Origin of the sequence: Phytohabitans maris (genome assembly GCF_031085175.1) — a bacterium.
Lineage (GTDB): Bacteria > Actinomycetota > Actinomycetes > Mycobacteriales > Micromonosporaceae > Phytohabitans > Phytohabitans maris.
The window spans coordinates 194,169-208,212 of record NZ_JAVHUY010000007.1 but is presented as its reverse complement, the minus strand read 5'-3'; the positions used below and the strand labels follow the sequence as shown (position 1 = coordinate 208,212).

The window sequence follows — 14,044 nt, the reverse complement described above, 5'->3', positions numbered from 1 at the left end:
GGTGCCGAGCGACAGCCGTCCACTTCCGGGTCACTGGTCTGCTGCCATCCAGGCTGGGATGAACATCATCAGGTGGTCCACGAGTCGGTCGGCGTCCATGACCACGTCCCCGCGCAGCCAGCTGCCGAGCAGTCCCATCACTCCGGCCGCTACGAACGCGGTCACGGCCTCGGCGTCGACTGCGTCCGGCGCGGCGTCGGTGTAGGGGAGGATCGCCCGGGTCTCGGCGGCGAACAGCTCGATCGCGGCGAGGTGTGCGCGGGCGCTCACCGGGGCCGCGAACACGTTCGCGTACAGGGCGCGGTGCCGGTCCAGGTGCTGGGTGAGCAGGGTCAGTGAGCGGCGGGCGGTCTGTGCGCCCGACAGCGTCTGGGTGCGGCGAAGCTCGATGTCCGCTGCGCCGATCTCGTCGAACGCCCGCGAGAGGATGAAGAGTGCGAGCTCGTCGAGGCCGGAGAAGTGCGTGTAGAAGGCGCTGCGGCTGATGCCCGCCTCGCGCGCGAGGGAGCTCACGCTCAGCGCGGTGCCGCCGGTCTCCAAAGACTCCAGCGCCTTGACGATCGCCTCTCGGGTGCGCGCGACTCGTGGGTCCGGGGACGCGTGGATGACGCGTCGCACCTCACCGAGCGACAGCGGCGCTGGATCCGCATCGGCCATGCCACCAGCCTACGCCCACTTCTAGACACGCGTCCACAAGATAGATCGTCTCGACTCGACGCCGTCGCTTCGGGACGAGCGGCGGCGCCGGCGATCAGGTGGGGTCGGATGCCGCGCTCGTCGAGGACTTGCAGGACGCCGAGGTGGGCGGCGCCGAGGGCCGCGCTGCCGCTGAGGGCTGGTCCGATGGTGTTTACGTGCGGGTCGGGCCGCGTTTGGCTGGTCGTCGTGGCTGGCGTGTGGGTAGGGGTGTGGCCTGGGCGGGGTTGAGTGCGTCGAGCAGGAGGCTGAGGTAGCGGCGGCGGGTGGTGCGGTCGGCGTCGAGGACGCCCAGCGCCGCGGCGACCATGGCCAGTAGGTGGGGGATGTCGTCGGCGTCGATGTCGGGGCGGATGGTGCCGGCCTGTTGGGCGCGCTGGACGATGGGGGTGATGGCTTCGGTGCTTCGTTGCAGCAGTTCGGTGGTGGCTTCGGTGAGGTTGCCGATGGAGGAGACCAGCCCGCGCTCGCGTTGGGCGATGTCGCTGAGGCGTTCGGCGACGTCGAGCAGGACTGGTCTGGGTGCGTCGCCGTCGCTGATCTGAGCGAGGATCGGCTGGATCTCTTCGGTGAAGATGCGTTCGTAGACGGCGCGGGCCAGCGTCTGGCGGTTGGGAAAGTGCCGGTAGAGGGTGGCGATGCCGACTCCCGCTTCCCGTGCGATCCGGTCGAGTGTGCCGGCACCGTCGCCGGTGGCGAAGACCCGGCGCGCGGCGTCGAGGATCCGGGTAATGCTGGAGAACGCGTCGATGCGCAGCGTGTGGCCCTGGCTTGCCATGACGCTCCCTTCGTCCGACCCGGGTGCCGATAGCTTACTACGACTTCGATAGCAAACTCTCACTTCGGTGAGATGGCCCACGCTGCGCTCCAAGGTGATAGCGAACTATCGTCTGCGGTAGTTGACTATCAGTTCGTGGGGGTGTGTGTCGGCTGCCCCTGCCGCGTCTGGAAGGCGGGGTCGGATCCCTTTGTCTGCGTTGTTGTATCGGCTCGGCCGGCTCGCGTACGCGCGGCCGTGGCGGGTCATCGGCCTCTGGCTGGCGGTGTCGGTCCTGGTCGCCGGCGTGTTGGTGCTGAACCCGCCGCAGCTGACCAGCGAGGTACGGATCGAAGGGACGGCCGCGCAGGATGTCATCGACGAGTTGGCGGTGTCGATGCCGGAGGCGGCCGGTGGTCAGGGCACGCTGGCGTTCGAGGCCGCCTCGGGTACGACATTCCATGACCCCGAGAATGTGAATGCGTTGGTCGCGGCGGTGGACGCGGTCTACACCGCCGACCGGGTGGTGGATCCGCGTGACCTGCTGGCCGCGGAGGCCGCCAAGGGCGCCGGCAGCCACCTGGCTCAGGCCGGCGCAGCGATCGCGCGGGTCACGCCGTCCACCGGCGCCGGACCGTCCCCGCTGACCGTCCAGGGTCAGCCGGTCCCGGGCGTGTTGGTCGCTGCGGACGGGTCGGCGGCGCTGTTGCAGTTCCAGTTCGACGCGCAGACGTTCGAGTTGCCCGGGGGTACCGTGGCCGCGGTCATCGATGCCGCACGGTCCGCCGCCGAGCCGGTCGGCATGACCGTACTGCCGTCCGCCGCGATGATGGAGATACCCGACGTGGTCGGGGTCGGCGAGGTCGTCGGCGTCGCGGTCGCCGCCGTGGTGCTGCTGGTCACGCTCGGCTCGGTCGTCGCCGCCGGGCTGCCGTTGCTGCTGGCCGTCACGGGCGTCGCGCTCGGTGTCGGTGGCGCACTCTGCCTGTCCGCACTGTTTCAGATGCACTCGCTCGGTGTCGTATTGGCGTTGATGCTCGGGTTGGCGGTCGGTATCGACTACGCGCTGTTCATCGTGAACCGGCAGCGTCGGCTGATCCTCGACCAGAACCTGACCAGCGGCGAGGCCGCCGCCCGCGCGGTCGGCACCGCCGGCAGCGCTGTGGTGTTCGCCGGTTCGACCGTCATCGTCGCCCTGCTGGGCCTGCTGCTGGTCCGGATCGAGCTACTGACCATCATGGCGCTGGTCGCCGCCGCCACGGTCGCGATCGCCGTGCTGCTGGCCGTAACCCTGCTGCCCGCGCTGCTCGGGCTGGTCGAGGAACGTATCTGCTCACCGGCGGCCCGGGCCAGGCACACCGTCGAGCGGCACACGGTCGCCACCCGATGGTCGAGGTGGATCGTCCGCCACCGGTGGGCGACCTTGGCCGTCGTGGTCGTGGTCGCCGGCACCGTCGCCGTCCCCGCGGCGAGCATGGACCTCGGCCTGCCCTCCGGCGCCAGCTACAACAGCGACACCCCGCAACGGCGAAGCTACGACCTGGTCGCCGACCGGTTCGGCCCCGGCTACAACGCGCCACTGCTCGTCGTCGTCCACACCACGACGCCCGCACAGACCCTGCCCACCGCGCTGGCCGGCGTCTACCAGGACCTGCGCGGCATCAGCGGCGTCTCCGCGATCTCGCTGGCCGGGACGAACCAGGACGGCGACACCGGGCTGCTCACCGTCGTGCCGGCCACCGGACCCGACGACCAGCAGACCAAGGACCTGATCAACGCCCTGCGGGCGCAGTCGACACAGTCGCACACCCGATACGGCGTCGACATCGGCGTCACCGGCTTCTCCGCCCTGGCCATCGACGTGTCGGACAAGCTCGCCGACGTCCTGCCGACCTACATCGGCGTGATCCTCGTACTGTCCCTGCTGATCCTGCTGCTGGTCTTCCGCTCCATCGTCGTCCCGGTCAAAGCCACAGCCGGGTTCCTGCTGTCGGTCATGGCCACCTTCGGCCTCACCACCGCCGTGTTCCAGTGGGGATGGCTGCAACAACTGCTCGGCACCGACGCCACCACCCCGGTCCTGAGCCTGCTGCCCATCGTCATCACCGGCGTGCTCTACGGGCTTGCCATGGACTACGAGATGTTTCTGGTCACCGCGATGCGCGAAGCGTACGTCCACGGTGGACACGGCCGCCGAGCCGTCGTCGACGGGTTCCGCCACGCCAGCCGCGTCGTGGTCGCCGCCGCGGTGATCATGTTCTCCGTCTTCGGCGGCTTCGTCTTCAACGCCGACCCCATGATCAAACAAGTCGGCTTCGCTCTGGCCGCCGGCATCCTCATCGACGCCTTCCTCGTCCGCCTCACCCTCGTCCCCGCCATCATGGCGCTGGTCGGCGACAAAGCCTGGTGGATCCCCCGCTGGCTCGACCGCATCCTGCCCGATCTCGACGTCGAAGGCGACAAACTCGCACAGCAGCTCGCCACCCCACCCCACACACCACTGACCACCCCGGCGACCGCGACTGACCCACTCGTGGCTGAACGGTGAAGGCGGTGGAGGTCCCGAAGCCGTACGGTGGTGGGACGCGGATTCTCCGCATGTCGACGGCAGCAGGTTTCGTCACTCGCCGTCGGGGGTGGTGACGTCGGCCTCAACGTACTCCACGCCCGGGATCCTCGCCGCCTTGTCGATGCTCTGGGCGAGGTCGACGGCGTAGACCCGCGCCCCTTCGCCGGCCAGCGTTGCGGCGGTCGCGGCGCGCCGGCGCGCCGGGCCCACAGGACCATTGGCCAGATCGGGGTTATGCCCAGATCCACGCGGATCCACCGCGGCCCTGCGGTTTCCGAAGGACCGCGACCGTCCAGTGTGTCCGGTCGGACCAGTCTCCGGTCAGGGAGTACTGCCGAATCCGATCCGGCCCGGTGCTGATGTCGATGCGCGCCCCAGGCGTCCACGGCGGCAGGTCGCCGCCGTTCTGGCCGGCCGAGGCTCAGCACCGCGACGTCCGACGAGGCGGTCTGGCTGGCGAGCACGACGAGGTCGGGTGCGAGGCCCCGCTTGGCGTCGAGATCCATGAGCCGCTGCATGACGATCCGTTGGCCCTGCGGCGATCCCGCGCCGTGCATCGACTCGGTGAGGTAGCCGACCGCGTTTCGGCGAGTAGCGCCTGCCCAACTTCGGCCCCTACGTGTGACCTCTCGCCGCCGGGGCCGGACCGCAGCGTCTTGCCCCGGCGGCCCCGGCCGGCCGAAAGCGGCGCCCTCGGTGCGCGGCTGAGGCCGGCCTGCGCGTTCTCAGTCCAGCGCGCTGTCGCCGCGTGGTGTGGCGACGGCGATGATTTCCAGCTGGAGACGTAGTTCCTCGTGGAAGTCGGCGAGCGGGGCGACGATGGCGTGCCGGGCCGGGCGGTTGTCGGGGTCGGGGAATCGGCGTTCCCACTCCTGGTTGACGATCGCCCGGTCGGCGAGGTCTTGCAGGAAGATCGTCATGTGTCCGATGTGGTCGACTGTGATGCCGGCGGCGTCGAGGAAGCTGTCGAGGTTGGCGAAGGCCTGGCTGATCTGGGTGTGCGGGTCGAGGTGGAGGCGGCCGGTGGCCGGGTCCTTGCCCGTGATTGCGGAGGAGAAGATCATGTCGCCGATCCGTACGCCGGCCGGGATCGGCGACGCGTGTTCGAGCCGGGGCAGGAAGATCCGCGAGCGGGGCGAGATCCGGTTGTCTGCGGTCGTCATAGGTGTATGGCTTTCGGTGTCGGGTTCCATCCGAAGCGGGATGACACGGTGTCGGCGGCCTCGATGAGAAGTGGATGGAGCTCGAGAAGCTCGTCCAGGGTGGCCAGTGCGGTCGGTACGGAGATTGAGACGGCTGCCTCGGCGACACTGTGGACGTTGCGAATGGGTGCGGCGATGCACCGTACCGAGTCCTCGTTCTCCCGCTCGTCTATGGCGAAGCCGCGGCGGCGCACCTCGGTCAGGTCGTCGCGCAGCGTCTCTGGGGTGGTGTGGGTGCGCTCGGTGCGGGGGAGCAGGGTGCAGCGGGCGATGATGTCGTCGGCTTCGGTCGGCGGGCGGAAAGCGAGCATGGCCTTGCCCAGCGCGGTGCAGTGCATCGGCAGCCGGGCGCCGACCCGGGAGTACGACCGGACCGGCATCCGGCTTTCCCGCTTGTCGATGTAGACCACGTCGGTGCCCTGCCGCTCGGCGAGCTTGACGGTGTGGCCGCAGGAGTTGGCCAGCTTGGTGAGGGCGTCGGCGGCGACCTCGCGCAGGTCCATGTCCTCAAGGGCGCGGTTGGCCAGCGCGAAGAGTTGGCTGCCGAGGTGGTAGCGCTGCTGGTCGTCTCGGCGTACGAACGAGCGAGCCTCCATCGTCTGAAGCATGCGCAGGACGGACGACTTGTGTACGCCGAGGCGTGTGGCGAGCTGCGCCAGCGTCGCGGGCTCCTCGGCGAGGACGGTCAACGCGGTCAGTGCGCGCTCGACGCCCTGGTTGGCGCGTGGGGGTTCGCGTTCGCTCGGGTCCACTGTGCTTGGTCCTCCGTTCGTTTCCCCTGGCCGCCTCGTTGTTTCCGGGATGTTGACAGCGACTGTGACGAGGTTATAGTTCGGATGTCAACAAGGCAATAGCGTTGCCGCCAGGGCAACAGCGCGATGGCCAAGCGAGCGACGGCCGGTTCCGCGACGAGCGTCCCGGACCGGCGCCCTTCAGGCGGATCCGTCCGCCGCGACTCATGTCACGGGTCCCTGCTTGCCTACGTGCGTCGATACCCGGTTTGCTCAGATATGTGAATGTATGGGAGAGATAGGCCCATGAAGAGACGGATAGTAGCTCTGCTGGCCGCGACGGCGCTGCTCTCAACGGTTGCCGCCTGCGGTGGTGGCGACGGCGGGTCCGAGCCAGGCCCGGTCCGGCTCCTGCTCCCCACGGGGGCGTTCGAGCGGTCCATGCAGCCCGTCCTGGCGGCGTTCACCAAGGAGACCGGCATCAAGGTCGAGGCGATCTCCATGCCGCAGGAGGACGCCCGGTCGCGTCAAGTTCTCGACCTGAACAACCGGGCCGGCAACATCGACCTGATCCTGCTGGATGACGTGGCGTGGCTCAGCGAGGTGGCCGCGCAGCTGGAGCCGCTGGACGAGCGGATGGCCGCGGACAACGTCGACATCGGCGACTTCCTGCCGCAGTTGGTGGACGTGTTCAATATCGACGACAAGCAGTACGCGTTTCCGCTGGGCGTGAGCCCGCGGACGTTGATCTACCGGGCCGACCTGTTCGAGGCCGCCGGGCTGACCCGGCCGCCGACGACCTACGACGAGTTCCTGGACTATGCCCGCAAGCTCAACACCGGTGGGGTCTCCGGCTTCGTGGGGCCGTGGGGGCGGGCGTCCAGCAACGTGTCGATCTGGCTGGAGTTGGCGTTCAACCACGGGCTGGAGAGCGCGCTGAGTCCGGATGGGAAGAAGGCCGCGTTCAACAACCCGGCCGGCGTGGCGGCGTTCAAGCTTATGGGCGATCTCTACACCGGTGGCCTGATGCCCAAGGACTCGATCGAGTTCGCCCACGACGGCACGCTGGTCGCGATGCAGAAGGGGCAGGCCGCGATGACGATCCTGCCGATCACCTTCTTGCGCGCGATGAACGACAAGAGCGCGTCACCGCACGCCGGCCAGTTCCGGATCGCGCCGATGCCCACCGCCGCTGGCGTGAGCACCGCCCGGTATGTGGTCACCGGCTGGGGGTACGGGTTGTCCAAGCACACCAAGAACGCGGACAACGCTTGGACGCTGCTCAAGTTTCTCAACGACAAGTTCCAGCGTCCGGGCGCCGACGCGGACCCGGAGCAGTTGATCCGGCCCGCTTCCAACACCGCGTTCGCCAACCCCAAGACGCAGGAGATCTTCCCGGACGGGCAGATCGACATCGTTCGCAAGGCGCTGGAATCACCGGAGACCAGGCCTGGAGTCGTGCAGTGGGGCGAGATCGAGTCGGTGCTCGGTGAGTCCCTCCAGCAGATGTTCCTGGGCAAGATGACCGCTGAACAGGCCCTGGCGGACGCCGAAGGCAAGGTCAACAAGATTCTGGCCGGCTGACCCAAAGCGGGACTGGAGATGACAGTGGATCACGAGTCCGGGCGTACGGGCGCCAGCGTGGAGCCGGCGTCCGTACCGTCCGGGGACGCATCCCGGCCGTCCATGTCGGACGGTCGGGGGAAGGCGCCGGCGCATGCGGCGCCGGCCCGGCCGCGGTGGTGGCGTGGCCGTGATGGGCTCGGCCTGCTCTTCGTGCTGGCGCCCATGCTGTTCCTGTTTGCCGTGCTGATCGTGCCGATCGTCTACAACATGTGGGTGAGCCTGCACAGTTGGCGGCTTACCGACGTGGGCGGACCGGAGTTCGTCGGCCTCGACAACTACGTCGAGGTGCTGTGGACGCCGCGGTGGCGGGACACCATCGTGCGTACCGCCGCGTTCGTGGTGCTCACCGTGGGGCTGCAGGTCGTGATCGGCTTCGGCGTCGCGCTCTTCCTCCACAAGCACTTCCCCCGCGCGCGGGCGCTGCGCGTGGCGCTGCTGCTGCCGATGATGGTCTCCGAGGTTGCGGTCGGAAACATGTGGCGGCTGCTCTACAACTACGACGGCGGGCTGCTCAACTGGGCGCTCGGGCTGGTCGGCATCGACCGGGTCTTCTGGCTCGGCCCGGACATGGCGTTCGCCAGTATCGTGCTCACCGACGTGTGGCAGAACGCGCCGTTCGTCACCCTGGTCATCTTCGCGGCCCTCCAGACAATGCCGAACGAGCTGCTGGAGGCCGCCGATCTCGACGGGGCGAGCGGTTGGGTGCGGATCAGGCGGGTCATCCTCCCGATCGTGCAGCCGGCCGTGCTGCTGGTGCTCATCTTCCAAACCATGTTCGCCATCCGCGCCTTCGGCACGATCTGGATCCTCACCGAGGGCGGCCCGGGCACCGCGACGACGCTGCTGTCCATCGACATCTTCCGGGTCGCGTTGCAGAGCTACGACGTGGGTCTGGCCTCCACGCTCTCCTGGTTCCTGGTCGCCATCAACCTGATCGTCGCGATCATCTACATGAGGTGGTTGAAGCGTGAGCCGCTCACCTGAGGCGCCCGCGCCGTCCCGTCCCGGCGCGCGGCGGATTCCCACACCAGGGCGCCTGCTGGCGTACGCCGTCGCCGCCGCGCTGGTCTTTGTCGCGTTGTTTCCGATCGCCTGGCTGTTTCTGGTCTCGTTCATGCCGGAGAATCTCATCCTCCGCGCGGACCCCACATTCGTGTTCGAACCGACGCTGGACCACTACCGAGCGATCTTCCAATCCACGCGGTCGTCGGTGACGGACAACCTGGTCAACTCGATCGTGGTGACGGTGGTCTCCACGGTCGGAGCCGTGGCCCTGTCCGTGCTGGCCGCGTACGGGCTGGCCCGGCTGCGCCCGCGCGGCCACGCCCAGCTCAGCCTCGTCATCCTGGCCACGCGGATGCTGCCACCGGTCGCGCTGGTGGTCCCGCTCTACGTCATCGCCAACCGGGCGGACCTGTTTGACACGCGGACCGCGCTGATCGTGCCGTACATCGCGCTGAACATCCCGCTCGCCACCTGGATGCTCCAAGGCTTCTTCATGGACCTGCCCAGGGAGCTGGAAGAGGCGGCGCTCGTCGACGGCTGCAACCGGTGGTCGGCGTTCTGGCGGGTCATCCTGCCGCTGGCCGGTCCGGGGATCGCGGCCGCCAGCATCTTCTCGTTCATCCTCTCCTGGAACGACATGGTCATCGCGCTGCCGCTGACCCTGTCCGACGCGGTCACGCTGCCGCCGTTCGCGTCCCAGGTGCGCGAGGAGGAGGGCGTGGCCTGGGGGCAACTCGGCGCGGTCACCGTCCTGATCATGACGCCGGTGATCATCTTCACCCTCGCCGTGCAGCGCTGGATCATCAGCGGCCTGACGGCGGGCGCGGCCAAGGGCTGAGCACACACCGAGAGACGCGTCATCACCAGTAGAGAGGAAGCACTTCGTGAAGATCGCCCACGTGACCGCCGTGCCGTTGTCGTACCGGTACAAGGAGCTGCCGATGCCGTTGGCGACAGGGCAGTCGTACAAGCGGGACACCGTGATCGTGCGGGTGCGCGACGCCGACGGCGCGGTCGGGTACGGCGAGGCGTACCACGGCAAGGCGCCGACCGCTATGGCCGAGCTGATCAACACCACACTCGCCGACCTGGTCGTGGGAGAGGAGGCGGACAACACCGAGGGGATCTGGACCAAGGTCTTTCGCCGCCAGGTGCGCGGCGCGGGCACCGGCGCCGCCGCCATGGCTGGCCTGGGCGGCATCGACATGGCCCTGTGGGATCTGCGCGGCAAGCGCCTCGGCGTGCCGGTCTACCGGTTGCTGGGCGGGGAGCGGCGGGCCTTCCGGGCGTACGCGGGTGGGATCCGGCTCGGCTTCCAGCCTCCGGAGCAGCTCGCGCAGGAGGTGACCCGGCTACGCGAGCTCGGCTACACGGCGGTGAAGATCCGGCTCGGCGACTCGTACGCCAACGACATGGCCCGGCTGCGTCGCGTGCGCGAAGAGGTCGGTGACGACTTCGACATCATGGTGGACATCAACCTCGGCTACTCCTTCGACGAGATGTACCGGCTCCTTCCGGTCCTTGGCGAGTGCGCGGTGACCTGGGTCGAGGAGCCGTTCGAACGTACCGATGTCGGCTCGCTGCGGCAGTTGCGCCGCCGCTCGCCGGTGCCGGTCGCGACCGGTGAACACCTGTTCGGCGTGCACGAGTTCCTTCCGCTGCTGCAAGCGGAGGCGGTGGACTTCCTCCAGCCCGACCCCAGCAGCGGCGGCGGCATCACCGAGCTGAAGAAGATCGGTGACCTGGCGAAGGCGTTCCACGTCCGGTTCGCCCCGCACATCAGCAACTCACGGCTCAACCACGCCGCCGTGCTGCACGTGATGTCCGCGGTCTCCTGCTCGTACATCTTCGAGGCGGACGCGACCGACAACCGGTTCGCCGAGGCGCTCTGCACGGCCCCGCTCGCCATCGACGCCGAGGGGCTGGTGCGCGCGCCGGACGCGCCGGGGCTGGGCGTCGAGGTCGACGAGTCGCTGTTCGCGGAGTTCCCGGCCATCGCGGGTTCGCCGCACCTGCAGGACCGACCGAGGTGACCGCCGCGACCGAGGTGCTGTTGGCCTACGCCGGGCACTTCCGGCTGGATGCGGCCGACGTGGCCGAGCTACGACACCAGTTCCCGCGCGTCCGCTTCGCCGAGACCGACGTCTCGGCGATCGGACCGGCCGATGTGGACACGGTCGACGTGATGATGGGTACGCCGCCGGCCGAACTGCTCGGCGGTCGGCGGCTGCGCTGGCTGCAACTGCCGAGCGTCGGGCTGGACGGCCACCGCTTCCCGCAAGGGCTGCTGGTGACCAACGCGCGTGGGGTGTTCACGATCCCGGCCGCGGAGCACGCGGTGGCGCTGACCCTGGCGCTGTGCCGGAGGATCGACGTACACGTCCGGCAGGCGCGTGAGGGGGTGTGGCGGCGCAACGACGCGTGCCTCGAGCTGACCGGCTCCACCGCGCTGGTGGTCGGACTCGGCGACATCGGTATGGCCGTGGCCCAGCGCCTCCACGGCCTCGGCTGCACAGTGGTGGGAATCCGGCGGCGGCTGGACGGGCCGATCCCGCCGTACGTGTCCGCGGTGGTACCGGCTGACCAACTCGTCGCCGCGGTGGCCGGCGCTGACGTCGTGGTGCTGGCGCTGCCGCACACGCCGGGTACCGCCGGCCTGTTCGACCGGGCCGCGGTCGCCGCGCTACGCCCGCGCGCGCTGCTGGTCAACGTGGGGCGCGGCGCGGTGCTGGACGAGCCGGCGCTGATCGAGCGGCTCGCCGCCGGCACCCTCGCGGGGGCCGGCCTGGACGTGTCCGCCGAGGAGCCGCCGCCACCGTCGAGTCCACTCTGGACCCTGGACAACGTGATCCTCACGTCCCACTCGGTCGGCGTGAGTCCACATCGGTCCCGGCGCCGGCGGGAGCTCTTCGCCGACAACCTCGACCGCTTCCTCACCGGCCGGCCACTGCGCAACGTTGTCGACCCGGCGCGGGGGTACTGATGTGAGCAGGATCCCGCGGTTGACACCGGAGCGCCTGACCGCCGCCCAGCAGGACCTCTACGCCGAGATCACCGGAGGCGATCGGGCGGCGGCCGGTGGCGCTCCCGTGCCGGAGGCGGACGGCGCACTGCCCGGACCGTTCAACGCCATGCTGCTCAGCCCGGTGCTGGGGGATGCGCTGCAGCGACTCGGCTCCGCCATCCGGTATCACGGCACGCTGCCGTCCCGGGCGCGGGAGATCGCGATCCTGACCGTCGCCGCGCACCACGACTGCGCCTTCGAATGGCGGACGCACGAGCCGATCGCCCGCGACGCAGGGCTGAACGACGCGGACCTGGCAGCGGTGCGGGCGATGACCGCCCTGCCCGACCCGAACCCTTACGAGGCGGCCGTGCAGACGCTGACCCGGCGGCTACTGCGGTACCGCGGCCTGGACGACGAGGCGTACGCGGCCGCGGTGGCGACAGTCGGTGCGCCGGCGCTGTTCGAGGTGGTCACGCTGGTGGGCTACTACAGCCTGCTAGCGCTGCAGATGGACGTCTTCGCGGTGTCTTGATTGCCGTGAGGTCACTGCGGGGCACCACGTACCGTCATCCGTCGCACGTACAGGGAACCGCCGGCGGTGATGTACAGGTCGCGCCGGTCCGGCCCGCCCCACGCCATGTTGTGCACCCGCTCGGGGACCGTTATCACGCCGGCCGGTACCCCCTCCGGCGTGAAGGCGTGGATGCCCTGGGGGCCGGTGACCAGCACGTCGCCCCGCTCGGTGCAGGCCATCCCGTCCGGACGCCCGGGCCGGCCGGGCGTGGCCAACCCTCCGGCGAACACGGACCACGGCCCCGCCGGTGCTCCGTCGACCAGCGCGACCCGACGCACCTCGGCGCGCTCGGTGTCGGCCACGTAGAGCGTCCGCTCGTCCGGTGCCAGGCACAGGCCGTTGGGCTGGACGAAGTCGGTGGCGAGCAGGGCCAGACCGCCGGTGGCCGGGTCGATCCGGTACACGCCCTGGAAGTTCAGCTCGGTAGGGCGGGCCAGGCCCAGCCGAGCCCGCCGCCCGTACGTCGGGTCAGTGAAGTAGACCTGCCCGGATCGGGAGACGATCACGTCGTTGGGGGAGTTCAGTTGCCGCCCGTCCCAGCGGTCGGCCAGCACGCGGCACTCGCCGTCGGGCTCCTCGCGTACCACCCGGCTCGTGGTGTGCTCGCAGGCGATCAGCCGGTGCTCCCGGTCGAACGCCAACCCGTTCGCCCGATGCGTGGGTGCCTTCACCACCCGCAGCCCGTGCTGCGGATGCCAGGCGCGGCGTACGTCCATCAACAGGTCGCTGAAGATGACCTCACCGGCGGACGCGTCGAACAGCGGCCCTTCGGTGAAGCCGAACCCGGTGGCGAGCAGGCGTGTCTCCGCCACGGCTCAGCCGGCCACCGGCTCGACCTTCTCCCACTGTCCAGACCGGACAGAGCGGAGGATGGCGTCGTTGACCGCCACGTTGGCCATCGCGTCGGAGACCGGCACCGCGAACTCGGTGCCCTCGACGACCGACCGGACGAAGTGCCCGAACTCGGCCGCGAGGCTGCCCACCAACCGGTCGTCCACCTCGGCGGAGTAGATGAACTCCGGCATCTGGGTCTGCCCCGTCGCGTACACGGTCACACCGCTGCCCTGCGTGTTGAGCTCGACGGTGCCGGCGGTGCCGACCAGTTCCATCCCGATCCGCAGACCGGCCGGCATGTGCTCGGCCATCGACCAGCCGAAGCAGAGCTGCCCGACCGCGCCCGACGCGAACCTGACGATCGCGACGATGGCGTCCTCGGAGTCGACACCGAGCGTCGGCATGTGCTTGGCGACCTTGGCCGCGGAGACCTCGGTGATCCGCTCGCCGCTGATCCACTGGATCGCGTCGACCTCGTGGATGCCCAGGTACCACAGCACGGAGCTGTTGCCGCGGTTGCGCTGCCCGACCCGGGCGAAGCTGAGCCGGCTGGCGGCCCCGTGCAGGAAGGTGCCGATCGCACCCGCCTCGACCGCCTTGCGCATCGACAGGTATCGGCCGTCGAAGCGGAAGAGCTGCCCGACCATCAGGCGCGCGCCGGACTTGTCGGCCACCTCGCGCATCCGCTGGGCCGCCTCCAGGCTGTGCGCCATCGGCTTTTCCACCAGGACCGCCTTACCAGCGGCCAGCAGCGGCTCGGCCGCCTCCAGGTGCAGCCGGTCCGGCACCGCGACGGTGAACGCCTCGATTTCGCCCTGGGCGAGCGCTTCCTCCACAGTGGAGACATGACCGCAGCCGAACCGGTCGGCGACCGCACGACCCTGCTCCACGTTGGGATCGACGATGAGCCGTAGGTCCGCATGCGGGTTCTCGGACAGTACACGGGCGTGCCGCTGGCCGAAGATGCCGGCGCCGACCACGGCGATCGGCAGCGCGCTGCGGTGCGTCATGACGAATCTTCCTTTCCCGACCCCTCCGGAGCG

14 protein-coding genes are annotated in these 14,044 nt (G+C 69.5%); 7 read left to right on the top strand and 7 right to left on the bottom strand.

The window, feature by feature from the left end:
• Positions 1-30: 30 nt before the first annotated feature.
• Complete coding sequence (locus RB614_RS09745; RefSeq protein WP_308712071.1) at positions 31-657, bottom strand: TetR/AcrR family transcriptional regulator; 627 nt, start codon at positions 655-657, stop codon at positions 31-33.
• A 193-nt stretch (positions 658-850) separates the two neighbouring features.
• Positions 851-1,474: a TetR/AcrR family transcriptional regulator gene (locus tag RB614_RS09740; protein WP_308712070.1), complete on the bottom strand. Its 624-nt coding sequence runs from the start codon at positions 1,472-1,474 to the stop codon at positions 851-853.
• A gap of 190 nt (positions 1,475-1,664) precedes the next feature.
• Between RB614_RS09740 and RB614_RS09735 the strand changes: the two genes are divergently transcribed.
• Positions 1,665-4,001, top strand: coding sequence for an MMPL family transporter (locus RB614_RS09735; protein WP_308712069.1), 2,337 nt, complete (start codon positions 1,665-1,667; stop codon positions 3,999-4,001).
• Positions 4,002-4,073: 72 nt separating this feature from the next.
• On the opposite strand, the gene RB614_RS09730 is transcribed toward RB614_RS09735, so the two are convergent.
• From RB614_RS09730 to RB614_RS09720, 3 genes are all read right to left on the bottom strand, one after another.
• Positions 4,074-4,232, bottom strand: a complete 159-nt coding sequence (locus RB614_RS09730; protein ID WP_308712068.1) for a hypothetical protein — start codon at positions 4,230-4,232, stop codon at positions 4,074-4,076.
• Positions 4,233-4,747: 515 nt separating this feature from the next.
• On the bottom strand, positions 4,748-5,185 hold the full coding sequence (locus RB614_RS09725) for a RidA family protein (protein ID WP_308712067.1): 438 nt from the start codon (positions 5,183-5,185) through the stop codon (positions 4,748-4,750).
• Positions 5,182-5,976 carry an IclR family transcriptional regulator gene (locus tag RB614_RS09720; RefSeq protein ID WP_308712066.1) on the bottom strand — a complete coding sequence of 265 codons (795 nt, stop codon included), beginning with the start codon at positions 5,974-5,976 and terminating at the stop codon, positions 5,182-5,184. The genes RB614_RS09725 and RB614_RS09720 overlap by 4 nt, the downstream gene beginning before the upstream one ends.
• 285 nt (positions 5,977-6,261) lie before the next feature.
• Here RB614_RS09720 and RB614_RS09715 point away from each other — a divergent pair, with 285 nt between their 5' ends.
• The 6 genes from RB614_RS09715 (at position 6,262) to RB614_RS09690 (ending at position 12,125) form a co-directional block, all read left to right on the top strand.
• Positions 6,262-7,539 carry an ABC transporter substrate-binding protein gene (locus RB614_RS09715; protein WP_308712065.1) on the top strand — a complete coding sequence of 426 codons (1,278 nt, stop codon included), beginning with the start codon at positions 6,262-6,264 and terminating at the stop codon, positions 7,537-7,539.
• Between the two features lie 102 nt (positions 7,540-7,641).
• Positions 7,642-8,565, top strand: coding sequence for a carbohydrate ABC transporter permease (locus RB614_RS09710; protein ID WP_308712064.1), 924 nt, complete (start codon positions 7,642-7,644; stop codon positions 8,563-8,565).
• On the top strand, positions 8,549-9,424 hold the full coding sequence (locus RB614_RS09705; protein WP_308712063.1) for a carbohydrate ABC transporter permease: 876 nt from the start codon (positions 8,549-8,551) through the stop codon (positions 9,422-9,424). The genes RB614_RS09710 and RB614_RS09705 overlap by 17 nt, the downstream gene beginning before the upstream one ends.
• Before the next feature lie 46 nt (positions 9,425-9,470).
• Entirely contained in the window at positions 9,471-10,619 is a 1,149-nt protein-coding gene (locus RB614_RS09700) for a mandelate racemase/muconate lactonizing enzyme family protein (RefSeq protein ID WP_308712062.1), read from the top strand.
• Complete coding sequence (locus tag RB614_RS09695; RefSeq protein ID WP_308712061.1) at positions 10,616-11,569, top strand: D-2-hydroxyacid dehydrogenase; 954 nt, start codon at positions 10,616-10,618, stop codon at positions 11,567-11,569. The genes RB614_RS09700 and RB614_RS09695 overlap by 4 nt, the downstream gene beginning before the upstream one ends.
• Before the next feature lie 19 nt (positions 11,570-11,588).
• The gene (locus RB614_RS09690; RefSeq protein ID WP_308712060.1) at positions 11,589-12,125 is read left to right on the top strand and encodes a carboxymuconolactone decarboxylase family protein; all 537 of its coding nucleotides are present in this window, start codon (positions 11,589-11,591) and stop codon (positions 12,123-12,125) included.
• 11 nt (positions 12,126-12,136) lie between these two features.
• On the opposite strand, the gene RB614_RS09685 is transcribed toward RB614_RS09690, so the two are convergent.
• Positions 12,137-12,979 (bottom strand): SMP-30/gluconolactonase/LRE family protein, encoded by an 843-nt coding sequence (locus RB614_RS09685; protein ID WP_308712059.1) that lies wholly within the window; start codon positions 12,977-12,979, stop codon positions 12,137-12,139.
• 3 nt (positions 12,980-12,982) lie between these two features.
• Positions 12,983-14,011 carry a Gfo/Idh/MocA family protein gene (locus RB614_RS09680; RefSeq protein WP_308712058.1) on the bottom strand — a complete coding sequence of 343 codons (1,029 nt, stop codon included), beginning with the start codon at positions 14,009-14,011 and terminating at the stop codon, positions 12,983-12,985.
• Between the last annotated feature and the right edge of the window lie 33 nt (positions 14,012-14,044).